Source organism: Rhizobium sp. NFR12, assembly GCF_900108545.1.
In the GTDB taxonomy this organism is placed as follows: Bacteria; Pseudomonadota; Alphaproteobacteria; order Rhizobiales; family Rhizobiaceae; genus Neorhizobium; species Neorhizobium soli.
Map to the genome: position 1 here is coordinate 78,641 of NZ_FNWM01000003.1, position 24,463 is coordinate 103,103.

24 protein-coding genes are annotated in these 24,463 nt (G+C 60.8%); 14 read left to right on the plus strand and 10 right to left on the minus strand.

Annotated features, from left to right (window positions below; translation table 11 throughout):
- Positions 1-50 precede the first annotated feature (50 nt).
- Positions 51-995 carry an acetamidase/formamidase family protein gene (locus tag BLW69_RS13815; RefSeq protein ID WP_092662717.1) on the plus strand — a complete coding sequence of 315 codons (945 nt, stop codon included), beginning with the start codon at positions 51-53 and terminating at the stop codon, positions 993-995.
- Entirely contained in the window at positions 992-2,677 is a 1,686-nt protein-coding gene (locus tag BLW69_RS13820; protein WP_092662719.1) for an ABC transporter ATP-binding protein, read from the plus strand. The genes BLW69_RS13815 and BLW69_RS13820 overlap by 4 nt, the downstream gene beginning before the upstream one ends.
- 134 nt (positions 2,678-2,811) lie before the next feature.
- Here BLW69_RS13820 and BLW69_RS22800 read toward each other — a convergent pair whose 3' ends face one another.
- Positions 2,812-2,952 carry a hypothetical protein gene (locus BLW69_RS22800; protein WP_162759487.1) on the minus strand — a complete coding sequence of 47 codons (141 nt, stop codon included), beginning with the start codon at positions 2,950-2,952 and terminating at the stop codon, positions 2,812-2,814.
- Between the two features lie 584 nt (positions 2,953-3,536).
- On the opposite strand from BLW69_RS22800, the gene BLW69_RS13830 reads away from it, so the two are divergent.
- Positions 3,537-4,043: a DUF427 domain-containing protein gene (locus tag BLW69_RS13830; protein WP_092662723.1), complete on the plus strand. Its 507-nt coding sequence runs from the start codon at positions 3,537-3,539 to the stop codon at positions 4,041-4,043.
- 96 nt (positions 4,044-4,139) lie between these two features.
- On the opposite strand, the gene BLW69_RS13835 is transcribed toward BLW69_RS13830, so the two are convergent.
- Entirely contained in the window at positions 4,140-4,793 is a 654-nt protein-coding gene (locus BLW69_RS13835; RefSeq protein ID WP_244508835.1) for an NAD(P)H-dependent oxidoreductase, read from the minus strand.
- Positions 4,794-4,947: 154 nt separating this feature from the next.
- Here BLW69_RS13835 and BLW69_RS23150 point away from each other — a divergent pair, with 154 nt between their 5' ends.
- Together BLW69_RS23150 and BLW69_RS22990 are read left to right on the plus strand one after the other, a co-directional pair.
- Positions 4,948-5,286, plus strand: a complete 339-nt coding sequence (locus tag BLW69_RS23150) for a GntR family transcriptional regulator (RefSeq protein WP_280141290.1) — start codon at positions 4,948-4,950, stop codon at positions 5,284-5,286.
- Positions 5,287-5,304: 18 nt separating this feature from the next.
- Positions 5,305-5,622: an FCD domain-containing protein gene (locus BLW69_RS22990; RefSeq protein WP_244508836.1), complete on the plus strand. Its 318-nt coding sequence runs from the start codon at positions 5,305-5,307 to the stop codon at positions 5,620-5,622.
- Between the two features lie 309 nt (positions 5,623-5,931).
- Here the strand turns inward: BLW69_RS22990 and BLW69_RS13845 are convergent, their stop codons facing one another.
- Together BLW69_RS13845 and BLW69_RS13850 are read right to left on the minus strand one after the other, a co-directional pair.
- On the minus strand, positions 5,932-6,555 hold the full coding sequence (locus BLW69_RS13845; RefSeq protein WP_092662725.1) for an exopolysaccharide biosynthesis protein: 624 nt from the start codon (positions 6,553-6,555) through the stop codon (positions 5,932-5,934).
- Positions 6,552-6,866, minus strand: a complete 315-nt coding sequence (locus tag BLW69_RS13850) for a hypothetical protein (RefSeq protein ID WP_244473955.1) — start codon at positions 6,864-6,866, stop codon at positions 6,552-6,554. The genes BLW69_RS13845 and BLW69_RS13850 overlap by 4 nt, the downstream gene beginning before the upstream one ends.
- A 202-nt stretch (positions 6,867-7,068) precedes the next feature.
- On the opposite strand from BLW69_RS13850, the gene BLW69_RS13855 reads away from it, so the two are divergent.
- Both BLW69_RS13855 and BLW69_RS13860 read left to right on the plus strand, forming a co-directional pair.
- Positions 7,069-7,455, plus strand: a complete 387-nt coding sequence (locus tag BLW69_RS13855; protein ID WP_062463197.1) for a hypothetical protein — start codon at positions 7,069-7,071, stop codon at positions 7,453-7,455.
- A gap of 282 nt (positions 7,456-7,737) precedes the next feature.
- A complete protein-coding gene (locus BLW69_RS13860) occupies positions 7,738-8,160 on the plus strand; it encodes an ABC transporter permease (RefSeq protein WP_062463200.1) in 423 nt (140 codons plus the stop codon).
- Here BLW69_RS13860 and BLW69_RS13865 read toward each other — a convergent pair.
- Complete coding sequence (locus BLW69_RS13865) at positions 8,120-9,334, minus strand: patatin-like phospholipase family protein (RefSeq protein ID WP_244508837.1); 1,215 nt, start codon at positions 9,332-9,334, stop codon at positions 8,120-8,122. The two genes, BLW69_RS13860 and BLW69_RS13865, sit on opposite strands and share 41 nt — an antisense overlap.
- Before the next feature lie 81 nt (positions 9,335-9,415).
- Positions 9,416-9,868, minus strand: coding sequence for a BA14K family protein (locus BLW69_RS23200; protein WP_092662729.1), 453 nt, complete (start codon positions 9,866-9,868; stop codon positions 9,416-9,418).
- Positions 9,869-11,277: 1,409 nt separating this feature from the next.
- Between BLW69_RS23200 and BLW69_RS13880 the strand changes: the two genes are divergently transcribed.
- The 7 genes from BLW69_RS13880 (at position 11,278) to ugpC (ending at position 18,009) form a co-directional block, all read left to right on the plus strand.
- Positions 11,278-11,913 carry a TetR/AcrR family transcriptional regulator gene (locus BLW69_RS13880; protein WP_174197842.1) on the plus strand — a complete coding sequence of 212 codons (636 nt, stop codon included), beginning with the start codon at positions 11,278-11,280 and terminating at the stop codon, positions 11,911-11,913.
- A gap of 41 nt (positions 11,914-11,954) precedes the next feature.
- A complete protein-coding gene (locus tag BLW69_RS13885; protein ID WP_062460098.1) occupies positions 11,955-12,806 on the plus strand; it encodes a metallophosphoesterase in 852 nt (283 codons plus the stop codon).
- 29 nt (positions 12,807-12,835) lie between these two features.
- Complete coding sequence (locus BLW69_RS13890; RefSeq protein ID WP_092663426.1) at positions 12,836-14,134, plus strand: ABC transporter substrate-binding protein; 1,299 nt, start codon at positions 12,836-12,838, stop codon at positions 14,132-14,134.
- Between the two features lie 90 nt (positions 14,135-14,224).
- Positions 14,225-14,944 carry a tyrosine-protein phosphatase gene (locus tag BLW69_RS13895; protein ID WP_092662733.1) on the plus strand — a complete coding sequence of 240 codons (720 nt, stop codon included), beginning with the start codon at positions 14,225-14,227 and terminating at the stop codon, positions 14,942-14,944.
- 75 nt (positions 14,945-15,019) lie between these two features.
- Positions 15,020-15,940, plus strand: coding sequence for a carbohydrate ABC transporter permease (locus BLW69_RS13900; RefSeq protein WP_092662735.1), 921 nt, complete (start codon positions 15,020-15,022; stop codon positions 15,938-15,940).
- Complete coding sequence (locus BLW69_RS13905) at positions 15,930-16,802, plus strand: carbohydrate ABC transporter permease (protein ID WP_092662737.1); 873 nt, start codon at positions 15,930-15,932, stop codon at positions 16,800-16,802. The genes BLW69_RS13900 and BLW69_RS13905 overlap by 11 nt, the downstream gene beginning before the upstream one ends.
- An 85-nt stretch (positions 16,803-16,887) precedes the next feature.
- Positions 16,888-18,009: an ABC transporter ATP-binding protein gene (gene ugpC, locus BLW69_RS13910; RefSeq protein WP_092662739.1), complete on the plus strand. Its 1,122-nt coding sequence runs from the start codon at positions 16,888-16,890 to the stop codon at positions 18,007-18,009.
- A 210-nt stretch (positions 18,010-18,219) separates the two neighbouring features.
- Here the strand turns inward: ugpC and treS are convergent, their stop codons facing one another.
- The 4 genes from treS to BLW69_RS13930 form a co-directional block, all read right to left on the minus strand.
- On the minus strand, positions 18,220-20,286 hold the full coding sequence (treS, locus tag BLW69_RS13915) for a maltose alpha-D-glucosyltransferase (protein WP_092662741.1): 2,067 nt from the start codon (positions 20,284-20,286) through the stop codon (positions 18,220-18,222).
- 424 nt (positions 20,287-20,710) lie between these two features.
- A complete protein-coding gene (locus BLW69_RS13920) occupies positions 20,711-22,363 on the minus strand; it encodes a dihydroxyacetone kinase subunit DhaK (RefSeq protein ID WP_092662743.1) in 1,653 nt (550 codons plus the stop codon).
- Positions 22,364-22,374: 11 nt separating this feature from the next.
- Entirely contained in the window at positions 22,375-23,370 is a 996-nt protein-coding gene (locus tag BLW69_RS13925) for an ABC transporter ATP-binding protein (RefSeq protein WP_092663428.1), read from the minus strand.
- Positions 23,363-24,460 carry an ABC transporter ATP-binding protein gene (locus BLW69_RS13930; RefSeq protein ID WP_092662745.1) on the minus strand — a complete coding sequence of 366 codons (1,098 nt, stop codon included), beginning with the start codon at positions 24,458-24,460 and terminating at the stop codon, positions 23,363-23,365. Before BLW69_RS13930 ends, BLW69_RS13925 begins: the two co-directional genes overlap by 8 nt.
- Between the last annotated feature and the right edge of the window lie 3 nt (positions 24,461-24,463).

The window sequence follows — 24,463 nt, forward strand, 5'->3', positions numbered from 1 at the left end:
GAGGGGTCGGGGAGGGGACTTGCTACCAAAAGATACCAGGGAGAACATTCATGTGCATAGCCTGTACCCACACCATTCACCGCGCTCAGCATAATTTCGGCTGGAACAAGGATTTCGAACCGGCCGTGGTCGCGAAATCGGGCGAGACGATCCATTTCGAGTGCCTAGACTCCTCCGGCGGCCAGCTCGGTCGCGATGCGACGCTGGAGACGCTGAACAGTCTCGATTTCGGAAAGATCAATCCTGTTTCCGGACCTGTTTATGTGGAAGGCGCCAAGCCCGGTGACGCGCTGAAGGTCACGCTGCGCAAGTTCATTCCGTCAGGCGTCGGCTGGACGGCCAACATTCCGGGCTTCGGTCTTCTGGCCGACCAGTTCAAGGACCCGGCGCTGCATGTCTGGACCTATGATACCACCACCATGGCGCCGTCGCTATTCGGCCCCGGTGGACGGGTGCCGCTGAAGCCGTTTGCCGGGACGATCGGTGTCGCTCCTGCCGAACCGGGCACTCATTCGGTCGTGCCGCCGCGCCGGGTCGGGGGCAATCTCGATATTCGCGACCTGTCGGCCGGCGTGACGCTCTACCTGCCGGTTGAAGTCGAGGGTGCGCTGTTCTCGATCGGCGATACGCATGCCGCCCAGGGCGACGGCGAGGTCTGCGGCACGGCGATCGAAAGCCAGATGAATGTCGAGGCGACCATCGAGCTGGTTAAGGATGCAAAGCTCCAGTCGCCGCGCTTCACCGTGACCGAGCCGGTGACCCGCCATCTCGACGGCGCCGGATACGAAGTCACGACCGGCATCGGGCCGGACCTGATGACGGGTGCGCGCGAAAGCGTCATGCGGATGATCGATCTGCTGACCGTCGAGCATGGGTTGAACCCGGTCGATGCCTATATGCTTTGTTCCGTCTGCGGCGATCTCAGGATCAGCGAGATTGTCGATGCGCCAAACTGGGTGGTCTCGTTCTACTTCCCGCGGATCGTCTTCGCGTGAACGAGCATTCCGCCAAAGCGACAATGCCGATCCTCAGCGTCCGCGATCTCGATGTCGATGCGCGAACGCCCGAGGGGCGTAAGCCGGTTCTGCGAAATGTAAGTTTCGATCTGGCAGCGGGCGAAACGCTCTGCATCGCCGGCGAATCCGGGTCGGGCAAATCAGTCACCTCGCTGTCGATCATGGGGCTGTTGCCGAAGGCCTCGCTGACGGTGACCTCGGGCAAGATCCTGCTCGGCGATCGCGACCTGACATCGCTTTCCGACCGGGCGATGCGCGCGGTGCGGGGTGGCGATATCGCCATGATCTTCCAGGAGCCGATGACCTCGCTCAATCCTGTGATCTCGATCGGCACGCAGCTGACCGAAGCGATCCGCGAGCATCAGGGCCGAGACAATGCGGACGCCGTGGCGCTCAAGATGCTCGACGCGGTAAATATGACCGAACCGGCGCGCCGGATGAAACAGTTCCCGCACGAGCTTTCCGGCGGCATGCGGCAGCGGGTGATGATCGCCATGGCGCTGTCCTGCCGGCCGAAAGTGTTGATCGCCGACGAGCCGACAACCGCGCTCGATGTGACGGTGCAGGCGCAGATCCTGAAGCTGATGCGCGAATTGAAGCGCGAGTTCGACACCTCGATCATTATGATCACCCACGACATGGGTGTTGTGGCGGAAATGGCCGACCGCGTCGTCATCCTGCAGAACGGCGGGATCGTCGAGCAGGGCGGTGTCATCGATATCTTCCACCGGCCGCAGGCGGCCTATACGCAGCAGTTGCTGGCCGCCGTGCCGATCCTTGGTGCGCATGCGGGAACCGACGGTCCGCCGCGTGTCTCGGCCGAACCGAAGCAGCCGCTTCCCGCGCCCGATCGGTCGCCTGTCCTCAATGTCCGCGATCTCGGCGTCAGCTATGGCAGCGTCGCCGGCCGGATTTTCAAGGGCAAGCCGCCGGTGAATGCGGTCAGCGACGTCGCCTTCGATATCCTGCCCGGCGAGACGCTGGGTCTGGTCGGCGAAAGCGGATCGGGCAAATCGACCACCGGAAAGGCCGTCCTCGGGCTCATTCCCTTCACCGGCCAGGTGATGATCGACGGCCGCGAGATCGGCATGCTCAGCCAGCGTGATATGCAGGCGGTGCGCCGGTCGGCGCAGATGATCTTCCAGGATCCCTACGCCTCGCTCGATCCGCGCATGGCGGTCGGGCGGGCGATCGCCGAACCAATGGTCATCCACGGTATCGGCAACAGAACCGAGCGGCAGGACCGGGTCGCAGACCTGCTTCGCCGCGTCGGGCTGCCGCCGGAGGCTGCCAGCCGGTATCCGCACGAGTTTTCAGGCGGCCAGCGCCAGCGCATCTGCATCGCCCGGGCGCTGGCTCTCGAACCCAAGCTCATCGTCGCCGACGAAAGCGTTGCGGCGCTCGATGTCTCGGTGCGCGCGCGCGTGCTCGACCTGATGCTGGAACTGCAGGAGACGATGGGGATCGCCTATCTGTTCATCAGCCACGACATGGCGGTGATCGAGCGCATGTCCCACAATGTCGCGGTGATGCGCGGCGGGTCTATCGTCGAGATGGGCCGCCGCCGCGACGTCTTCGAACAGCCGAAGAACGACTATACGCGGGCGTTGATGGCTGCCGTCCCGATCCCCGATCCCGCTGCGCGTCGCCATCACAGTTAAGGCGACGCGTATTCGTGGATTGCCTGACCTCGATGCGGGTCCGTTGCCAACCCTTGACGGAGCAACCAGGCAATCGCCTCATCTAACCTCGACTTTCGCATATTTGCTGATCCGCGCACCAACGCCCTACGGTCTCAGAAGTCGCTTTGAACCGCTCGGCGCTTCTCCCGCTCCATTCTCTCCTGTTCCGACATGGGGCGGTTCGCGGAGGCCTCTTCTTCGAGACGACTGCGTTCGCGGGCCTTGTCGCGGAAGATCGCGACGGTTGAGGCCATCGCGCCGATTTCGTCTGATCTGCCTTCGCTATATATCAAGAAATCGACGTTGCGGTGCGCTAGCGAGCGTATTGCCTTTGCAATCGCGTTGAGGGGGACGGTGACGCTGGCGATGACGGCCCAGATTGAGAGGGCGGCGAGAACCAGTGCAGATCCAAGTCCGATCATCTGCAGGTAGGGAAAGCTGCCGGCAGCCTCCGAGACATCAGCACCGATCGTCTTGTTCTGTGTCTCCTGTTAGTCGATGAAGCGGTTGATTGCGGCCAGCCATTCCACGAAGTATGGGCGGGCCTTTTGCATCAGCAGGACTTAAGCGTCTGCACTGTTCCCGTTGCGGACAATAGAGATTATCTGAGCGACGACCGGGTTTGTTTTAGCCTGTATGTGAGCAATGTCGTTGATAATAACCTTCTCATCAGCTGATGTGTCGGCGCGCTCGCCCAGCATCTTGTTGAAATGCGCCGGCGGCTGCGGCGCAGGTTGAATGTTTGTTGAGACGGCCGATTGCGAGGACCAGCCATGTCGTCCTTCCGCCCTTGTAAATTACCGTCGCTGATGCATCCTGGCACGGACTGGAGGACATCATGGCTACACTTACTTATCCCGTTCCAGACCCATGCCTGCCCGGGCAGGAGAGTGTCTGGTCTTTCCCGAGGCCGAGCATCGCCCAGCCTGTGCGCAATCATTTGAAAATCATCTACAACGGCCGCGTTCTCGCGGAGACGACGGCCGCAGTGCGCACGATCGAAACAAGCCATCCGCCGACCTATTATTTTCCGCCCGCCGACGTAGATCTCTCTATGCTGCTTGAGAGCAGCAGCAGGTCGATCTGCGAGTGGAAAGGACAGGCGCGCTATTTCGATATTCAATCGGGCGACAAAACGAGCAGGAACGCAGCCTGGGCCTATGCGCATCCCACGACATCCTTTGCCCTGATTAAGAGTTTCATAGCCTTCTACCCAAAGGCCATGGACTTGTGCCTCGTAGACGACGAGGCCGTTGTGCCCCAAGCCGGGACGTTCTACGGCGGCTGGATCACCTCAGCCGTTGCTGGCCCGTTCAAAGGTCCGCCTGGGACAGAGCGTTGGTGAATGGGGCCAGATAACGTTCAATGGGCTTGCGATGTACCAGCGACGCTGCAGACCGATAGACGGCGGAGTTAGCTTAGAAGACCTTGGGCCTTCCGTTCAACGTCCCCGGAATTCCTCGTAGAAGTCGATGTGACGGCGGGCACGGTGGTCTGACAGGCTGCGTTCCTCTCGGAAGTTTTCTATCGCGCAACGGACCCTGGCCATGAAGGCGGAGCGGGTTTGTTCGGTGCAGTTGTTCATGTCGTAATCGGCGAGATACTTCACTGGGGCTCCGATCTTGATCTGGCCGCGGATCACGCGCTTGACGATCTTTTTCGGCGGATTGCCGGCGAGGAAGGCGCGCATCGGGGTGGCGCCGTAGGTCATGACGGCTGCGAGCTTCCTGATGTGGCGCAGCGTCGGAGTCAGTTTGCCATCCACGAGGTCAAAGGAGACGCCCGGTAGCCAGACGCGGTCGAAATAGCCCTTCAGCATGGCGGGAAAACCGAAATTCCGGACGGGGGAGACGATGACAAGTGCTCCCGCCTTCCTCAGGCGCTCGACATAGGGCTGAACGAGGGAGAGATTGTCGGGAATGTCGTGATAGACGCGGCGGTCATGGGCGGAGAGGACAGGATCGAAACCCTCCTCGTAGAGATTGCAGCCGTCCACCTCGTGGCCGGCATTTTCCAAGCTCTCGCAGGTGAGCTTGCAGAGCGCCCGGCCGAAGCTTTCTTCGAGGGGATGGGAGTGGAGGACGAGTACGCGCATGTCAAAGCTCCAAGTCGTTGCCCGCCGCATCAGCGGTCGGGGTTCCAGTTCGAAAACTTCCGCGCCGTTTGTCCCCGCATCCTGATCCCTTGGCTCCTAATTTATGAGCCGATCTTAGCCAAAGCGGCTTGGTTGGTCGAAAGGGAATGAAGAAATGCTGGTAACAGAACCAGGATATGCCGAGCCGGAGCTGACACTTGCCGATCGAACCTATGTTCGGCTGCGCGAAGAGATCATCACCACGCAACTGACTCCCGGCACGTTGCTGCGTGAGGCCGAGCTGATGGAGAGTCTTGAAAGCGGCAGGACCCTGTCCGGGAGGCCCTGCAACGATTACAGCACGACGGGTTCGTGGTCGTCGGCGCTCGCCGGGGCACGTTTGCCAGCAAGGTCGATATTACCGATCTCACCGCAGTCTATGAGGCACGGGCACGCATTGAATCCTACGCCACCCGGCTGGCAGCAGAACGTCTGCGCGAATATGAGCGCGTAGAGGCCCTAGCGCTGGTCGATGAGTTGCAGCGCACGGAAGGTCCGATGGGAGCTGAGCGACATCCTCGCTCTTGACCGCCGGGTGCACCGTTTCATCTATCGGGCGGCGAAAAATCCATATCTTCTCACGACACTCGAGCACTATCACAACCTGTCCCTGCGAATACTCTACGTCGCAATGAAACGCTTCCCCGTTCTCGTGCCACGCCTGGAGGACGTTCTGCGCGAGCAGATCGCAATGCTCCAAGCCGTCTGCGCCGGCCATGGCGAGGATGCCGAAAAGCCGTCGATGAACCACGTCCTGAGTTTCGAGGTCGAAGTGCGCAAGATCATATGATGGGAAGGGAGAGAGGAATCACCATGTGAATTCATCCACAGCAAAAGATTCCGGTTGAACGGCGTATCAACGATTTGCGCCGGTTTCACATGGTGTTTTGGGTTCAGATCCGTTCAGGCAATACATCAGCTTGTCGAGTGTCTGCGATCCTTGTCTCACCGGACAGTCGAGTTTGAACGGCTTTGCATCCTGGACGCCTTCGAAGTTGCAGTCACGGATATCTGGGTGGACTGCGAGAAATGTGGCTGACGTCTGCTCCATTCTTTCAGCCCCCATGACGTTCGCACTTCATGTCCGGGAGGGCGAACGTCAAAGCCACGGGATGGCGCCAGCCGCCATGTAAAGGAGCGCTCCCGTGATGCCGAGCGCGATGGCCGTCATACTAAGCCCGACAAGAACCACGAGCCCGTCGCGCTCGATCAGACCGATGGCGATCGCACAGAGTGCCGCAACGGGGGCAAGGTTTCCAAACGGGATTGGCAGAGCGACGGCGACTGCAAGGCAGAAGACCGGAAGCGCAAGCAGGTAGGGCATGCGTGGTCCGGCAAATGCCTTCATCCGACCCGGCCGGACAAATTGTTCGATCCGTCGGACCAACGGCGATGCATACCGCTCCAACGCTTCGAATGCCTTTGCCGATATGCGTCGATTGGCTAGCAGCGACGGAAGCCATAGGGATTCCAGTCCGATCGCGAATTGAAGCGAAACAATTGCGAGCGCGGAGCCGAATATCATCCCGAAAGGACCGGGGATCGGGATCAGCGCCGGCAGTGCCAGAAGAAGCATCACGAAACCGAAGCCGGACCTCCCTATGAGCTCGAGAGCGTCGGCAATCGTCAGGCCGTCCCGGGTGCGTGCGTTTGCTACAAGATGTGACAAGGTCTTGGACGCTGTGCCGGTATCGTGCTCGCGGTCGGGCCCTGCCAGGGTCAACCTTCCGCCTCGCGCGTATTTTTAGTGCTGATCAGTGCGCGCAACGCGCCGCAGCTCGGATCGGCACCATCAAACACCCGTTCAGGTGACATCCACCCAATCGAGATGCCGATCGCTGTAGCCGTCGCCCAGCCCGGCTCATTGCCGGCCTTGTCGATGAGGCGTGGAACCTCAATAGCGAGGCATTGGCGCGACTGCTGCACAAGCTCTACCGGCGCGTTAGCGTTATCGAGATGTTGCCGCATCTCGGCATGCAGCGGATCGATAACGAATAGCGTAAAAATCCATGCGGCAATGTCTGCGATCATCATCCTGGTCCCGTGTCTTACGGCATCTGTCGGTATGGGGTCCGACATCGTGAAAGCGCCGAAGACTTTCACCAGAGGGGCCCGGACCAGCGGGTCGAACATGATTTGGGAAGAGGAGTGGGAGTGTTCAAGGCTGTGGGGCCTTGACGGCGCAAGTCGGCCTGGTCGATCACACTGCAATCGCGTGAACAGAAAGCAATGCTGCATGCCATATTACCTCGTCACCCAGACGTCGCTCGTGGAGGGTGCGGATGAAGTTGAAGCCGCTCGGAAAGTCCTCACGAAGTTGAAGTCGGATTCCGCCGTGAGATTCACCGTCAAACACGATGAAGAGACGATCCGGCAGGTGACGGTTGCCAACGTCCCTGCATGGGGAGCCGCGCAACCGACTGCGCAAGATCCTCGATCATCCCCGAAACGGATCCAGCAAGACATCGTGCTTGAGGCCTCAGGCGTCAATCAAGCCGATGCAAATGTCTCCAAGCGGCCTGTCCTGTCAGCCAGGAGTGTTATTCTAGGATTGAGCCTGTTTGCAGCCGGCGTAACAGCGGGGCTGGTCATCATGGCTTTATTTGATCGCACTCATGGATGAGCCAAGGGAAACTTCCGGAAGACAGTTGAGAAGAGCTGCTACTGTTCCTTGAGGGGATCGTTCGGACTGGAAGCGTCACCGCCGCAACCGTTGAATTAGCCATGCGCCACAGCGCTTTCAGCAAGCAGCTTTTTTTTGCTGCAAGCATGGTTAGGCATCCTGCCCTTCGAAGAAAATCGCAGAGGGATGATTTCGACAGCCGATGTCGGTCGCCTTGCGGAAGTGCTCGGTGGTGCTTTGACGGGATTCACGATGCGTTGGAAGTGACTGTCGCTGTTCCTCGTGTCGCTGGCGGTCTTCTTCATCACGGAGTTGTTGCCCGGCGATACCTCACAAGAACTGCTTGGCCAAGCCGTGACGACGGAAGCCGCATCCCAGCTTCGCGAAACGCTCGGTCTCGATCGTCCGGCAATCCTGCGTTATTTCGAGTGGATTTTTGGGCTGCTGACCGGCGACCTCGGTTACTCGCATGTCTCTGACCGGCCGGTTGCCAACCTCGTCGCCGAACGCCTGCCGAACTCGCTCACACTCGCTGCCATCACCATGGCGATCACCATTCCGCTGGCGCTCGGTCTCGGTATCGTCGCCGCCATCTGGAGAGGTTCAATTTTCGACCGGGCGATCTCGTCAGCTGCGATCATGCTCGTGTCGCCAAACGAGACAGCTATCTTGCACCGGAAAGGGCTTGGGGTACGCCGGGAGTGAAAATAGGCTTTTGTCGCCATATCCGGCCCTGTTCCATGCGATCGTAACCGATCTTGAACACCGCCCTCATGTACACATTGCCGAAGGGTTGACTGAAATTGTAGGGGACAGGGGCGTCAATGACTGCCATGTGGAAGTTTACTCTGGTACGCCTGCAATACTCGTAGGCCGCGTAGAGAGACTGCCGTGTCTGAGATTTAACCAAGCTTGCGTAAGCCCGCGTCACTACGGGTACGGTCGAATTGGACGTGACAGAAAACTCAGGCATCAGTGTATTGTTGATTAAGAAATACATGTCCGCCCCGCGAATGACTGCGGGCAACGAGACATTCGTATCCGACAACATCGCTTCGGGAACAGTCACGATCTGGGAAGACGGGGCTCCATCTGAATGAAGCTCGGAAATCGTTCGACCATCGATCGTAGCAATGATCTTTACCGCTGGAAAAGCGCCGGGAATACTGGCAGATGCCACCAATACATTGCGGAACAGATTAAGCGCATCCGGGCGCGAGCTGGCGGCAATCGCGCCCATGTCCCAGAGCATGCCGCGCTGAGTATCGAGATTGGTTGTCAGGACAAAAAGATCTCTGCCTTTTCGGTATTCCACCGCAATTCGGTCGAGTACTTCTTGCGTTACGTGTTGCTCGACCATGTTCATTAAAGGCTTCTGGTAGTATAGGCTCTCGCCGAGAAGCCCAGAAATAATTGGTCTGCGTTGGAGCAGATCTTCAGCGACTCCACTCGTGTATAGATGCTCCAGCGTATCGTCGTAGTCAGGGCCGAGAAACGCAAACGGGGCGATGAGTGCTCCCGTGCTGACGCCACTGACAACGTCGAATGTTGGACGGTCGCCGCGTTGCGACCACGCTTTGAGAGCGCCCACAGAGAACGCACCGCCAGCGCCGCCGCCAGAAATTGCCAGATATTTATGCCGCAATGGAGATGGTGTCCGCGGTACTCTTTTCTTGGCAAATAGTCCGACTTCGCCGTCCAAAGGCTTGCGCACATTCGCAAATCCGGGGATCTCGGCGCCACGCGCATCGTCTCGAGAGTAAGGCTCTCTTGCCGATGTACAACCGAACAAACCCAGAGCGATGATGAGGCTGCTAAGCACGCCTCTTAAGCAGAACGTTGGCAGCGGAATCAAAGCCGCACGGAAGGGTGACGCCAATTTTGCAGGCCTTGATTAGCGCTTCAACGTTATCCTGATCGCGAAAGCTCTTCGCGATCAGGACGGCTCTCACACTACGCGTTAGCTGTAGGGTGACATGCAATGCGCGCGTATTCCTGCTCGCGGAACATAGCTGTTGTCGGATGCGACATAGGATCGGTAACGCTTCGCGCACCAAGCGAAATGTTCCGGTGGCAAATCCTGACGCATGCGGTGGCCAGGTGGTCTGTATCCTGGTGGTGGCGGCTCGTAACCCAGAGGTGGAGGTGGCGGACCATCATCCTGCGCGGCGATCGCTCCGCCAACTATCGAGCCGGCCGCAAACGCCGACAGTGGGTACCACCATCCATCGGGGCCACGACGTAACCCGCCTCTCGGCTCAGGTTCGCCGCGATAGCCGTTCAAAAAACCGGGCCCATTCTGCGCGACAATGATGGATTTGGGGGCCTCATTAACAGGCGGGAAGAATTGTGCCCAGGCCGGCGAGGCGATGACGACGGACACTGCCAGAAGTGCAATCGATATTCTATTCATGTTTGTTCTCTCGTTAACGCGAGAACCAAAGTCGGCACACTATGGCAAAAATCGAGCGATTACTGTGTGATGGCGTCTTATTTACTCTGCTTTACTGAAGTCGTAATTATCTTAACAACAGATTAGACAACTCGGGGAATAAGCCCTCTGGTACAGGTCTTGACCGGCTAGGACGAGTTCGGCGCCGCGGTGCAACTCGTCTATCTTACCCGAGGACAGTTGCCGCGACGTGTCCGCGTTCTGATGGATTTTGTAGTGGATGCTTTTTTGAATGAAAACGCTTTGGGCCAAAACAGGGCCTTGCTCAAAAGCCGTGTTCCCTGGGACCATAGCGCCATGATCTATCAAACACGGCCTAAGCCGTGCATGTCTACATCGGAAATGGGCTTGAGCTAGCGGCGAAGATTTGTTCAGCCCCGCGTCTGGCACCGCTGGCTCATTGAGCAGATATGTCCGCTTCCGTGGTACCGTCGCTAGGAGCGGACTGCCCCCGCACGGCCCTATATCGGTCGTTCTCCATACGACAAACCGACGTTCTCTGTTGAGCAGTTTCATCGCGTTAGTTCTAATATAACAGAGTCGGAGGTTCGAACCCGTTCAAGGTGGCCGATTTTACAGGTCGCGGCGCAATTACGCCCTGAAACCAATAAAACTTGTAAATCCTCCTACTCGGGAAAACTCTACTAAAAGCTCCTCGGCATGATCGCTGAGCAGCTTTCGCGTTCTGGGCTGATTGCCAAGGTTGCCTGAAAGTTGGCGCGACAGCACATGCTGACCCACCATTATAGTCCGTCCCGCTGATCGCCTTGTGTGAGTAGGGTTCGAGCAGACGCCAGCCGCGGGTCTTGCTAAAGTCCTGACAAAGTTCGATCTGCAGCTCGATACGCACATCTGTCTGGTCCGAGGGATTGCGCGCGTAGATAGGAGTAATTTTGGCCTCTTATGGGATCATGACGTCCGTTTCGCCGAGCACGAGGAGGTGAATGGTCACTACCTCAATGAGGGGACAGCTTCGACGCGGCTGGCGTTAACGTCGTTGTACGAAGGGATGGCCTGTTTTCCTGCCCCCTCCCGGTACAGCTACTTCGCTTAGCGTGTTCCGGTTCTTCACCGCCTTCATTACGTACCTGCGGAAGGTCCGCCGCTTTGGCGACGCACGTATATCTGGTCTCGAGTGGCCTCTTTTCACTGAAAGTCCCAACCGGCTCGGCGTGTTGCGACAAACCTCATCGCTTCTCTGGCGCGGTCGCCGGTAGCCCCTTTCAGGAGACGGGCGTTCTCGCGGGCCTGCCCGATCCGATTTGCGCGAGAGGCGTGGTCTCCGCGCCAGCCTTCTCCTTGACCTTCACTCGGATGTCACAGAAATTGCGCTACGCAACCGTATGATAGCAAGCCATACGCGAGAGAAATTGCGCACTGCGTGCGAGCAACTGCTGTCGGCTGCTCGGCACCCCGATGACGTGACGGTGCGGACGATCACCTGTCGGGCGGGCACCAATGTGGCGGCGGTCAACTATCATTTTGGAACCCTTCAGCACCTGATTTTTTCGGCTGCCGAGCGCGTCTATCTCCGCCTCAATGCGGAGCGCCTGGCATTGCTTCAGGCGGCGGTTCAACGGGCCGATCCGGCACCTGCCTGCGCCGGCGATCTTATCGCAGCGCTTGTCGGGCCATCCATCCGCTGGAGCCTCGATCCCCATTCCAGTTACGGGGTGCTGCGTCATCTGACGACGCTTGCACAATCCAGCGACGACCCGGAAATATTCCGGCCGATGGTCGAGGATATCGAGCATCATCGCCAGTTCGTCCCGCACTTCAGAAAAATCGCGCCATGGCTGAGCGAGGTCGATGTCGGATTCCGCATCTCGTGCCTTCTCGGGGTGCGCACGCAGATGACGAGAAGCCGCGGCCGCACCGACGAACTTACGGACCACCAGCTCGATCTTGGCAATGCCAGCAGCATCATTGCCCTCGTTGTTGCAGCAACGGAGCCGATGTTTACCACGCCGATTTCAAACAGCGTTTCAAAGCCGTCATCCCGCTGAGACGGGAAGCGCCTAGACAGGCTCCAACGCAGGAGCTCCCCATGGTCGAAACGACGTTCATCCACATCACCGATCTACATGTCGGCAATCCTTCCGTCGCCGATAGCCATCTGTTCAGCGACACCTCGGCCACGCTTTCGCGCGTGCTCGCGCTGATCGGGTCGATGGATCAGAAGCCGCAGTTCATTATCGCCAGCGGCGATCTCACCAATCGCGGCGATGTCGAGAGCTACCGCCAGCTGCGGTCGCTGATGGCCGCCACCGACGTGCCGGTCGTCTACGCGATCGGCAATCACGACACGCGCGCCGGGTTCTACAAAGGCATGCTTGACCGAACCAGCGATCTCGATGCCCCCTATGACCACGACCAGGTTATCGGCGGCATCCATATCGTCACGCTCGACACCACGACCCCTGGCGAGATCGGCGGCAGCCTGACGCCCGCGCAATTCGCCTGGCTCGCTCACGCGCTCGACCGGCACGGCGATCTGCCCAAGCTGATCGTTGCCCACCACGCCCCGGTGCTGGGCGACGCTGTTCCATGGGACCACTGGCGCACGATCGAGTTCAGCCAAAGCCAGCAGCTGGCCGGCGTGCTCAAGGGCCGCAACATCCTCGGGATTCTCTCCGGTCATATCCATCACGACCGGTTCTCCTCATGGCATGGCATCCCCGTCATCGTCGGCATGGGCCAGCATGCCGCGACCGATATCCTGACGACAGACATCCTGCGCATGGTCGAAGGCGCCTCCTTCGGGATCGGCACCATTCGCACCTCGGGCCTGACCATGGCGCTTGTGCCCCTGCCGCAGACCCGCAACGAACTCAACCGCTACGACCTCTCGCTGCTGCGCCACAAGCAGGATGCGGCCATGGCGGGCGCCACCGAATGATCAACTTCTCCCAACAGGAGCTTCCCGCGATGAGAAAACGCACCTTCCTCGGCCTTGCGGTCGCCGCAGTCCTCGGTGCCGCCGGAATAACCGGCGCCGCGCATGCCGAAATGGCTGCCGAGATCACCAAGCCGGTGACCATCACCTTCTACAACTACAACCTCGCCACGGCGAGCGCCGGTGCCGACGCCACCCGCGAGATGATCGCCAAGTTCGAGCAGGAACACCCGCTGATCAAGGTGAAGACTGTCGGAGTTCCGTCCAACGACATCATCACGCGCCTGCAGGCCGATATGGCCGCCGGCATGCAGCCCGATGTGGCCCAGCTGGTGTTTCGCGACCTCATCTATCTTGCCTCCGATCTTGGTGCACAGCCGCTCGAGGATCTGGCCGGAGCCAAGGGCTACGCTGCCCTTACCGACGGACTGATCCCGCGTGGCGTCAACCTCGGCAAGATCAACGGCAAGACCTATGGGCTTGCCTACACGTTCTCGACGCCGATCCTCTACTACAACGCCGACCTCTTCCGCAAAGCCGGCCTCGATCCCGAGACCCCACCCAAGACCTGGGCCGAGGTGAAGACGGCCGCCGAAGCCATCGTCGCCAAGACCGGCGCGGACGGCTTCTTTCCCGGCGCCTATGGCCCGACAGACGGCACCTTCGTCTATCAGGCGATCCTGATGTCGAACGGCGGCAAGGTCCGCGATGACAACACGCTGACCTTCGCCGACAAGAACGGCATTGAAGCGGTGCAGATGCTGCGCGACATGGTCGACAGCGGCGCCCATGCCCGCCTCGACCCGGCCAATCCGCAGGAGGCTTTTGCCGCCGGCCGGCTGGGCATGTATCTCTACACCAGCGCCCTGCAGAACTCCCTGTCCAAATCCGCCGACGGCAAGTGGGAACTGCGCGTGACCGGCATGCCGGCCTTCGGGACCAAGCCGACCGCGCCCACCAATTCGGGCTCGGCGCTCTATGCCTTCTCGCAGGATCCGGTCAAGCAGCGCGCCGCCTACGAGTTGATGAAGTTCCTCACCTCTGACTACGGCTACACAATCATCACCTCGAAGATCGGCTATCTGCCGCTTCGCCTCAACATCGTCGACGATCCAAAGCTGCTCGGCCCCTGGACAGCGACGCACCCGCTGATCCGTCCGAACCTCGAACAGCTGTCGCGTCTAACCCCCAATGTCGCCTTCCCCGGCCCGAACTATCGCCAGGCCGAAGCGATGATGAAGGAAGCCGTCTCGGAGGCCGTGCTCGGTCCCAATGACGTGGTGAAGACCCTGACCGAGGCGCAAGCCAATGCCCAGGCGCTGATGCCCTGACCACGCGCGAGTGGGGGCGTTGCATCCGCGACGACGCGCGCCCCCAAATTGTACCAAGACAAACAGACCGAAGCACAGCAGGAGGCCGCCATGCGTCACTGGACGCTGCCCGACACCCACAACATCCGCGATCTCGGCGGGTACAATCGGCAGGCCGGCGGCACCACGCAATGGCGCCGGATCCTGCGCGGTGAAGCGCTGCACCCGCTGACGAGCGACAGCCTGGCGACGCTTGTCGCCGATGATCTCTCGCTCGTGATCGACCTGCGCGGGCCGCACGAGACTGCGGTCACCAGCCACCCCTTCATCGGCCACGAGACGGTGTCCTACCGCAATATCGTGCTCTTCGACGCGCTGGCGCCGATCGCAATGGTGCGGCAGCCCTTCGACATGGCGGAGCGCTATTGCAGCGCGCTGGATCATTGTGGCGCGCAGTTCGCCACGGTCTTTCGCGCCATCGGGCAAGCCCGACCAGGGATGGTGCTGTTCCACTGCACGGCCGGCAAGGACCGCACCGGCGTCGTCGCTGCCATGCTTCTGGCCACCGCCGGCGTCTCGCATGCCGACATCGTGGCCGACTATGCGCTCACCGCCTCCGCCGAGGGCCTGATCGCGCAGCTTCGCGCCCGTTCGCTTGCGGCAGGCATCGATGCCGGCCATGTCGATCGGATGCTCGCCAGCGACGCCGTAACGATGGAGGCCTTCCTCGCCTTTCTCGATGCGGCGCATGGCGGGATCGCGGCCTATCTTCAACGGATCGGCCTCACGCCCGCGGAGATCGAAGCGCTGACGGACCGTCTGTGCGCGTAAGACACCCGTCGCCCGAATTGCCACGACCGGACCGACGGAAAAGGCCAACGCCTTTCAAACCCACTGGAGCGTAGAATGGCCTTGGCCACACAAGTACCGACCCGCCGCAGACGGATGACCCAGTCGCGCTGGGCACCCTGGCTCTACCTGTCTCCGGCCATCATCCTGCTTGTGGTTTGGATCTACTGGCCGCTGGTCGATGCGCTGCGTCTGAGCTTCTACCAGTGGAACATGCTGCCCAATTCGCCGCAGATCTATGTCGGCTGGAACAACTACACGCGCATCTTTGCCCTGCCCAAATTCTGGCAGTCGCTGCGCAATACCGGGATCTACATTTTCGGCCTTTTGCCGCTCGCCGTGCTGATTCCGCTGGCGATCGCCATCTATACGCATGACCTTCCCGAGCGCTCGCGCAACATCTACCGCGCCATCATCTTCGTGCCGATGATCATCGCGCCGGTGGTGGCCGCCGCCGTCTGGCGCTGGCTGCTCGATCCCGGCTACGGCCTGGTCAACCAGATGCTCCAGGGCATCGGCTTCAAGCCCGTGAAGTTCCTTTCCGATCCCAACACCGCGATCTGGACGGTCATCCTGATCACCGGCTGGAAGCTGATCGGGTTTTCGACGCTGATCCTGTCTGCCGCCAATGCCAACATCAACCCCTCCCTGGTCGAGGCCGCCCGTATGGACGGCGCCAGCAAATGGGAGATCATCCGCGACATCCGCCTCCCGCTCCTCAGTTCCACGGCCCTGTTCCTGGTCGTCATGACGATCCTGCTCGGCGCGCAGTGGAGTTTCACCTATATCAACGTGCTGACAGGCGGCGGCCCGCTCGGCTCCACCTCCAACATCTACTATCTCCTTTGGGATTTCGGCTTCTCCACCATGTCGGTGGGCTGGGGCTCGGCTGCGGCCGTCATCCTTTTCCTCGGCTTCGGCGCAGTGGCCTTTGTGCTCTTCCGCCTGATCGACAGGTATACTTTCCATGACAACTGACGTCCTGCACGCGCCCCGCCCGATGGCGCGCCCGCTTCGCCGCATCTCGGACAAATCCGGCCTCGACACCGCGGCCGGGCACGTCCTCATGGTCCTTCTGTCGATCCTGTGCCTTTTCCCGGTCTACTGGATGCTGGCCAGTTCGCTGCGTCCCGCCAATGCCATGTTCGAGACGAGCCTATGGCCGACGAGCGTGTCGCTCGACAATTACCGGCAGGCTCTGGAGGCCATCCCGATCGGCCGCATGCTGGTCAACACGCTGGTCTTTTCCGTCGTGTCCACGGCCTTCCAGCTTCTGACCGGGCTTCTTGCCGCCTTCGCCTTCGCCCGCTGGACATTCGCGCTCGACAAGCTGGTGTATAGCGCCGTGGCGCTGACCTGGCTGGTACCCTTTCAGGTGGTGATGATCCCGAACTATCTGCTGATTGCCCAGATGGGTCTGCTCGATAGCATCGTGGCGCTGATCCTGCCGAACCTTGTCTCGGCGCTTGCGATCCTGCTTCTTGCCCAGGCCATGCGCAGCTTCCCCCGGGAAGTCATCGAGGCGGCGCGGATGGACGGCGCACGCAACTGGCGGATTCTCCGGGAGGTGATGGTGCCCAATCTGCGCGGCACGATTGCCTCGCTTGCCATCCTCATCTTCATCTCGACCTGGAACGAGTATTTCTGGCCACTGCTGCTCAGCCGCACGGCCGAAAATTCCGTCATCCAGATCGGCATCCAGATGTTCATGACGGCCGAGGGCAACCAGTGGGGACCACTGATGGCAGCCTCGACGCTCGCAAGCCTGCCGGTCCTCGTCATCTACGTCCTCCTGCAGCGCCAGGTCGTCCAGTCCTTCATGAAATCCGGTATCCGCTGATGCGCGGCAGACCCATTCTCGCAGGCATCGGCCGCGACACGTCCACGATTGCACACCTGCACAACCGTCGTCCGGGAGACATCTGATGGCTGATCTGACACTCTCAAACCTGAAAAAATCCTACGACGGCAAGCCGGTCCTGCATGGCGTCGACATCACCATCCCCGATGGCCATTTCGTCGTCATCGTCGGTCCATCGGGCTGCGGCAAGTCGACCCTCCTGCGCATGATCGCGGGACTGGAGGAGGTCACGTCAGGCACGATTTCCATCGGTGAAACGGTGATGAACGACATCGAGCCGGCCGATCGTGGCTGTGCCATGGTGTTCCAGAACTATGCACTCTATCCGCACATGACCGTGCGCCAGAACATCGCCTATCCGCTTCGGATCGCCAAGCTGCCGCGGGCCGAGCGCGACAGCAAGGTCGAGGCTGTGGCGAAGATCCTGAACCTGACGGAGTATCTCGACCGGCGCCCGGCGCAGCTCTCCGGCGGGCAGCGGCAACGCGTGGCCATGGGCCGCGCTATGGTGCGCGAGCCCGACGTCTTCCTGTTCGACGAACCGCTGTCCAATCTCGATGCACTGCTACGCGTCCAGATGCGCATCGAGATCAAGAAACTGCACCGGCGCCTCAAGGCGACGTCGGTGTTCGTGACGCACGATCAGGTCGAAGCGATGACGCTTGCCGACACGCTGATCGTGATGAATGCCGGCCGCGTCGAGCAGATCGGCTCGCCGGCCGAGGTCTACCGAAAGCCGGCCTCTGTCTTTGTCGCCGGGTTCATGGGGGCGCCGGCCATGAACCTTTTTCCGGCCACCATCGGGGCAGGCGGTGCTCTCGTCATCGATGCTACGGCTGGCGGGGTCGGCATCGGCCGGACAAGCATTGCCGAAGGCACTCCGGTCACCGTTGGCGTCAGGCCCGAAAACCTCCTTCTGAGTGAATTTGCCGGAACCGGCCTTCCGGCGACGGTCGACTTTGTCGAGGAACTGGGTGGCTCGCGTGTCGCCTATTGCACCCTTGGCGACCGGGAGATCGCGGCGACCCTCCCACCCGGCGACCAGCAACTGGAAGGCCGGCCTGTCTGGCTAACCCTGCCGCCAGAGGCACTGCACCTCTACGACCGGACCACAGGACAACGCATCGACGTGCCGGTCCATGCCGCCAGGAGCAGCATCCCGAGCGCTTTCGAGCTGTCCATGTGATGTGACGCATGGAGGCAGCGTAATGTCGCCCGCGTGGTCCTGCGATTGGTTGTTACTCGACAGCAGGTGTAGGCGTCAGAGATCCCGTATCGTTGGATCACCGCCGGCCAAGCCGTCTAAAACCCCGTCAAGCATCACGTTCGCAAGCGGGTTGTAGACCCACCAGCGAACGCAAAAACGCGGCTATTTGCAGAGATATGCGCGTGACATTCAGAGCGTCGGGAGCGTTCCAACAACTCTGAGGGATAGACCCTCGTAGGGCTCCAGATTGATAGTCAATGCGCCATCTTCTGTGAGGTCGCCTTCGATTGACTCCGCAATCATGTCGACGACAGGTCCTGGCCTGACGTTCTGCAAGATCACGACTTCGGAGATCGCCGAGGAGCTGAAATTTAGGGCGGTCACCTGCGTGCCTCGTAGATCCGGAAGTTCGTGGACCATGATGAGCAAACCTGGGGCGGTGGTATCAGGTATCGAGACTTGTCGACTGGCCGCGATCCCATAAGCTTCCCGAACGGCCAGCAGGCGTTTGAGCTGCGAGGCAAACGAGTCCGGCTGCGCGAGCTGCTCGCTGATCGGGCCGTATAGGGCGCGGGCACGCGGCATGCCGTCGGCGGAAAACTCCTCGCCAGAGTTCTGACCCGTCAGATCATAGGCGCCGCGTTCGATCCAGCGGGTGTCGCCGTCGGCCATCAGGTGCTGCACCTGAGCCGGCGTTAATGGCAAAGCGCCGACCAGATCCCATCCGGAAAGTGCGAATACGCCCGGCTGAAAAGCGTTGTACATCACCAGCAGAAGGTGAATTTTCTGGATCAGCTTCGTCGTCTCGTCATCGATGCTCTCCAGGTCGGCAATGTCGAGGGCTGCGGCAATGACGCTCGCTGTCGTGCAGGCGATGCCGTTGGTGACAAAGGGAAGGTTATAGGGGGCGTTGGGTCCCGAAAGGCGCTCGCGTATTACGTCGCGAATATGCATGCGCAGAGTACGCCCCTGCCAGGTCTGGCCGGCAAAGGTGTAAATATCGTCTGCATGCAATGTCCAGAAATGCACGAGTTCCGTCGTCAGTTCATCGTGATTCTGAAGCGCATGAATAAGCGACGCAGGGTCGATGCCAAATTCATGGACCATCCGCAGCATCATGCGCAAGAACTCGGTATTGCCTGTCAACAGCGCGTGATGATAGGCCGGGCGCGTGATGAAATCGTAGGACAGATCCGCTCCACCCTTCGACATCGCGGCAATATCATCGATCGTCAGGTTAAGCTCCTGAAACGAAAACCCGCCGGCCTTGCGGATCATGCCAGCGAGCAGTGCGTTGCCCGTCACGGAAAGCGGATGGCTTTCCGACCATGCCGGGCCCTCCACTCGACGCTCGACGCCGAGAAATCCGTTCGCATCCAAACGCAGGCCACGGGCGCCCATCTGGTCGATCGAATGCAACGCATCGCCGATGATCATCTGCTGCGCGGCAAATGATGGATCCAGCCAGTTCAGGCTCGGCTGCCCCTCCTTGAAGTAGTGCAGGTAAACCCAGCGGCGCTCCTTGCCGTCGACGCCGGTAATCGGGCCGGTCGCACTCCAGTCCGTCTCTTTGACGCCGGGCTCGAAGAAAATGACCCGCTGGAGCTGGCCGACAATCAAGCCACGATCCCTCAGGTAGTCAACGGTATCGGCAGGCAGGTTGACCGCCTCCCGGCCCTCAGGCACGTCCGGAAGACGCTGCCATTCTTCCTCTGGAATTTCGACCATGTGGTAGAGACCAGGGTATGTCGAATGATTCATTTCGGCGAGCCGAAAATCCGCACCCTTGCCCGTGTGTGAAGGAATGACATCGTCAATGACGATGGCGTTGTGTGCCGCCGCCATGCGGCTGATGGCAACGAATTCTTCGTTCGTACCGAAAGTCGGATCGATGTCGAAGCTTATTCTGTCGAAGTTGCCGTCGATCGTCGGGCTGTAGACGCCGTCTTTCATACTGCCGGCACGTTTCATCGGCCCCGTGTGAATACCGCGTACGCCGATCGCCGAAAGGGCTGACCACAGATGTGCGTCGCCAAGGGTCTTGAGAACGGATTCGCCGGGCAACGGGATTACCGAAGGAGGATAGGCCGTCATCCAGACCGATGCGATCGATGAAGCGACCCGAGGCCGCGCCTCTGCATAGGGCCGCTGCCATAGGCGCGACTGCCCTCCGTATGCCTCGGCAAATGTACGTGCTTGTTGCAACATCGACAAAGCGACGAGCTCTTCGATTGATTCATTGCTTGGTAGCGTCATTAATGCCTCGAAGCCGGAGCGGGAGTACAGGGATTATTGCAGGCCGATGCAGGTAGCAAGCCTCCCGAAAAGAGCCTGCCTATTGGAAACTGCATCCTCACTTACCCCGGAGTTGTCGGTTCTACCAACAGACTTCTTGCTTTCCTCACACCCAAAGCGTCCGAACACCGATAGCGCGACATCCTCAAATCCAGGTTTCGCGGTGCCCAGTAAAGAGCGGAGCTGCCGGCACACCCACTCTGCAAACTGCGTAAGTACCGAGTCGACGGTTCCTTTGGGTTTAAGGCGGTCGAGTTTTCAGATCGCTGCGCCATCAGGCCCCCGCAACCAAATCATCAAAAAGCACCCGTAGCTCTAAGCTGCGGGTGTTTTGCGTTGCGGCGGACCTCGCCCAGGATGGCTCCCGCCGCGCCGATCCCCGCCGTCAGTCCGCGGGTTTGTCCTCCGACCTGCTATGTCGAAGGGAGAGAAACTCGAAGAGACGCGCGACTGCCTCCGCGCCGGGATCGATGTGACCTTCGAGCTGCCGGGCATTCAGGTAAGCCGCCCGGCCTGCGCGTGCGTTGAGATAGGTTGCGGTCAGGTTGGCGCCGGCGCGGGCTGCACTGGCCGCTGCTGCAAAACCCTTGTCATAGGCGTCCAGTGCAGGCGAGAGCGCATCGACAATGGTGCGGTCGCCGAGCTCTGCGCCGCCGATTTCCTGCATGCGGGCAAGGCCGGCCCTGAGCGCGTCGCGCATGCCAAGACCACTTGAGGCCCCATCGCCTGCCGCGGCAAAGAAGATGGCGAGCAAGACGCCGGAAGAGCCGCCCATGGTCTGGCTGAGTTCCTGGCCCATGGCGCGAAAGAGCTGGGTGTGATCTGCAAGCGGTAGCCTATCGAGGGCCTCGATCAGGGCACGCGCGGCGCTTGCAAGGGTCGAGCCGGTGTCACCGTCGCCGGATTTGGCATCGAGCGCGTTAAGGTCTTTTTCCGCCTCGATCAGGAGCTTGCAGCACTCTGTGAGGAATTGACGGGTGGGCAGATGCTGCGAGGCAAGCGGCGCGATCGGGGTCAGTCCATCGGGCAGGGCGATGACGTTGACGGGTCGCATCGCCGTCACGCCTGGCCATGCTGCAAGGCCGACCGGCTTGGCCAGCAAGTCGAGATCGGCCTTTTCCGCCGGCAATACGGAAATCGAAAAGCCCTGCATGTCGAGCGAGGTCATCATCGCAGCAGGCCCGACGATATGCGAGAGGCGCGCGCCGATCGCCGATTGAACCAGTTCGTTGACGACCACGGCCATTTCCAGCACGGAGGTGCCGCCGAGATTGTTGACAAGCACGACATGCGGCTTGTCCTCCATGCCCGCCGCAAGCCGCTCCACCATGGCGGCCACGGCGCCGCGCACGCCGTCATACTCGATCTGCTCTACACCCGCCTCACCGTGGATGCCAAGGCCGAGTTCGGCGTGACCTTCGGGAATGCGTTTTTCCTTCGGCGAGCCCGGCACGGTACAGGTGTCGAGTGCAATGCCGATCGAGCGGGTATTGGCGATCACCCGCCGCGCAGTGTCGATGACGGCATCAAGACTTGCGCCGTTTTCCGCCATCGCACCGGCGATCTTGTGGACGAAGAGCGTGCCCGCCACACCGCGGGACTGCGGCAGATCGGGGAGCGCGATGTCATCATCCACGATCACCATGCCGACATTCAGCCCGAAGGCACGGGCGCGTTCGGCCGCAAGGCCGAAGTTCAGCCGGTCGCCTGTATAGTTCTTGACGATCAGCAGGCAACCGAGCGGGCCAGTCACCGCGAGGATCGCGGTTAGAATAGCGTCAACGCTCGGCGAGGCGAAGACATCACCACAGACGGCGGCTGTCAGCATGCCGCGACCGACGAAACCGGCATGGGCCGGTTCATGGCCGGATCCGCCGCCCGAGACAATCACGACCTTCGACTTGTCCCAGTCGGATCGCAACACGACGCGGATGTGCGGATAGCCGTCGAGGCGGCTCAGCGCTCCAGCCGAGGCCATGAGCATGCCGTCGATCGCCTCGGTGACGGCATTTTCGCGGCTGTTGAGGAATTGAGACATGAGACCCTCCCTTAGACGAGACGCATTCCGGCCGCATCGAAATAGATCGGCTCCTGCGGCTGGATTTTGATGATGTCGCCGCCCTTCAGGGCGGTGTGGGCATCGGTGACGGTGATGATCGGATATTCTCCAAGTGTGAGATGAAGGCGCGTCTGGTCGCCGAGATGTTCCACCCGGACCACCTTGGCTTCCTGCCCTTCTCCCTGGAGAATATGCTCGGGCCGAAGCCCGATCGTATGGGCCCCCGCCACTGCTCCGGGGAAGAGGTGTGCGGGGAGCACGTTGATGCGCGGCTGGCCAAGCCGGGTCGCGGCATAGATGCTGACCGGCGCTTCGTAGATCTCGCGCGGCGAACCGAACTGCACGAGGCGTCCTTCCTTGAGCACGCCGACATGGGTTGCCATGGTCATCGCCTCGATCTGGTCATGCGTCACGTAGAGGAAGGTGGCGCCGGACCGGGCCTGGATGTTCTTCAGTTCGACCCGAAGGTCGGCGCGGAGTTTCGCATCGAGCGAGCTCAGCGGCTCATCCATGAGATAGATCTGCGGATTGCGGACCAGCGCCCGGCCGATCGACACGCGCTGCATCTCGCCGCCCGAAAGGGCCGTTGCCCGGTTGTCCAGCTTGTGGGCGATCTGCAGGACCTCGGCGATTGCCTTCACCTTCTGGTCGATCACCGCCTGCGGCGTGCGCAACAGCGGCGACTTCAGCGGAAATTCGAGGTTCTGCCGCACCGTCACGTGCGGGTAGAGGGAATATTGCTGGAAGACCATCGCGACATTGCGCTGTGCCGGCGTCAGCCCGGCCATGGACTGTCCGGCAATCCTGATGTCGCCGCTGTCCTGCGTGTCGAGGCCCGAGACCAGGCGCAGCAGCGTGCTCTTGCCGGCTCCGGTCGGACCGAGAAGCACCACGAAGGCGCCGTCCGGTACGGTCATCACCGCGTCGTCGAGCGCGCGGGTGGCGCCAAACGACTTGCGGATGCTGGAAAGGACGACTTCAGCCACGGGTGAGAACTCCTTCATTGGCTTCGGACACCAGTGCGATCCCGCTGTTCGCATCAAAGAGGGTGAGTGAGCGGCGATCGAATTCAAGCCCGACGGGAACATCCGTCCGGATGGCATCGCTCGACGCCGTCCGCGCCTTGATCTCTCCATGCGCCGTCTCGATCGTGACGATCTGTGTGGTGCCGAGATATTCGACGGCGGCCACCCGCCCGCGAAGACCGGCTGCGTCCGACAGGCGGACATGTTCCGGCCTGACGCCGAGCGTGAGCGCACCCTTGCCGCCTTCGCGGGATTTGGGAACCTCGATGCGGGACCCACCGATCGTCACCGCGTCGCCCCCGTCGTCGATCGCACCTTCGAATTCCAGGAACGACATCGGGGGCGAGCCGATGAATTTCGCCACGAACTTGGTTGCCGGCCAGTCATAGATCTGCTGGGGCTTGCCGAATTGCTCGATCACGCCGTGGTTCATGACGACAATCTTGTCGCCCATCTGCATGGCTTCCAGCTGGTCGTGGGTGACATAAACGGTGGTCGCCCCCATGCGGTCATGCAGGGCGCGCAGCTCCTCTGCCATATGCTCGCGGAACTCCGCATCGAGCGCGCCGAGGGGCTCATCCATGAAGAAGGCCTTCGGCTGGCGCACGATCGCACGGCCGAGTGCGACGCGCTGGCGGTCGCCGCCCGAAAGCCCGCCGACCGGTTTGTCGAGGATGGATTCAATCTGCAGGATGCGGACGACTTCCGCCAAGCGGCGATCGACTTCCGAGCGCGCTATGCCTTGGCTGACCAGGGGATAGGAGATGTTCTTGCGCACGTTCATGTGCGGATAAAGCGCAAACATCTGAAAGACGAAGGCGATGTCGCGCTCGCTCGCGCGCTTCATGCCGACCTCTTCGCCGCCGATATAGATCTCGCCACTGGTCGGCAGTTCAAGGCCGGCCATCATCCGCAGCGTCGTCGTCTTGCCGCAGCCGGACGGGCCGAGCAGCATGAAGAACTCTCCATCCTCGACGGTGAAGCTGGACGACTTCACCGCATTGAAGGCTCCGAAGTCCTTACGCAGGTTCTCAACGCGAATCTGGGCCATGAT

What these genes read in the sequence shown, in the direction of transcription:
- BLW69_RS13815 (WP_092662717.1), top strand. Translation starts at nt 51, where the DNA reads ATGTGCATAGCCTGTACCCACACCATTCACCGCGCTCAGCATAATTTC.
- BLW69_RS22800 (WP_162759487.1), bottom strand. Translation starts at nt 2,952, where the DNA reads ATGGCCTCAACCGTCGCGATCTTCCGCGACAAGGCCCGCGAACGCAGT.
- BLW69_RS13830 (WP_092662723.1), top strand. Translation starts at nt 3,537, where the DNA reads ATGGCTACACTTACTTATCCCGTTCCAGACCCATGCCTGCCCGGGCAG.
- BLW69_RS13835 (WP_244508835.1), bottom strand. Translation starts at nt 4,793, where the DNA reads ATGCGCGTACTCGTCCTCCACTCCCATCCCCTCGAAGAAAGCTTCGGC.
- BLW69_RS23150 (WP_280141290.1), top strand. Translation starts at nt 4,948, where the DNA reads ATGCTGGTAACAGAACCAGGATATGCCGAGCCGGAGCTGACACTTGCC.
- BLW69_RS22990 (WP_244508836.1), top strand. Translation starts at nt 5,305, where the DNA reads ATGAGTTGCAGCGCACGGAAGGTCCGATGGGAGCTGAGCGACATCCTC.
- BLW69_RS13850 (WP_244473955.1), bottom strand. Translation starts at nt 6,866, where the DNA reads ATGATGATCGCAGACATTGCCGCATGGATTTTTACGCTATTCGTTATC.
- BLW69_RS13855 (WP_062463197.1), top strand. Translation starts at nt 7,069, where the DNA reads ATGCCATATTACCTCGTCACCCAGACGTCGCTCGTGGAGGGTGCGGAT.
- BLW69_RS23200 (WP_092662729.1), bottom strand. Translation starts at nt 9,868, where the DNA reads ATGAATAGAATATCGATTGCACTTCTGGCAGTGTCCGTCGTCATCGCC.
- BLW69_RS13885 (WP_062460098.1), top strand. Translation starts at nt 11,955, where the DNA reads ATGGTCGAAACGACGTTCATCCACATCACCGATCTACATGTCGGCAAT.
- BLW69_RS13890 (WP_092663426.1), top strand. Translation starts at nt 12,836, where the DNA reads ATGAGAAAACGCACCTTCCTCGGCCTTGCGGTCGCCGCAGTCCTCGGT.
- BLW69_RS13895 (WP_092662733.1), top strand. Translation starts at nt 14,225, where the DNA reads ATGCGTCACTGGACGCTGCCCGACACCCACAACATCCGCGATCTCGGC.
- BLW69_RS13900 (WP_092662735.1), top strand. Translation starts at nt 15,020, where the DNA reads ATGGCCTTGGCCACACAAGTACCGACCCGCCGCAGACGGATGACCCAG.
- BLW69_RS13905 (WP_092662737.1), top strand. Translation starts at nt 15,930, where the DNA reads ATGACAACTGACGTCCTGCACGCGCCCCGCCCGATGGCGCGCCCGCTT.
- ugpC (WP_092662739.1), top strand. Translation starts at nt 16,888, where the DNA reads ATGGCTGATCTGACACTCTCAAACCTGAAAAAATCCTACGACGGCAAG.
- treS (WP_092662741.1), bottom strand. Translation starts at nt 20,286, where the DNA reads ATGACGCTACCAAGCAATGAATCAATCGAAGAGCTCGTCGCTTTGTCG.
- BLW69_RS13920 (WP_092662743.1), bottom strand. Translation starts at nt 22,363, where the DNA reads ATGTCTCAATTCCTCAACAGCCGCGAAAATGCCGTCACCGAGGCGATC.
- BLW69_RS13930 (WP_092662745.1), bottom strand. Translation starts at nt 24,460, where the DNA reads ATGGCCCAGATTCGCGTTGAGAACCTGCGTAAGGACTTCGGAGCCTTC.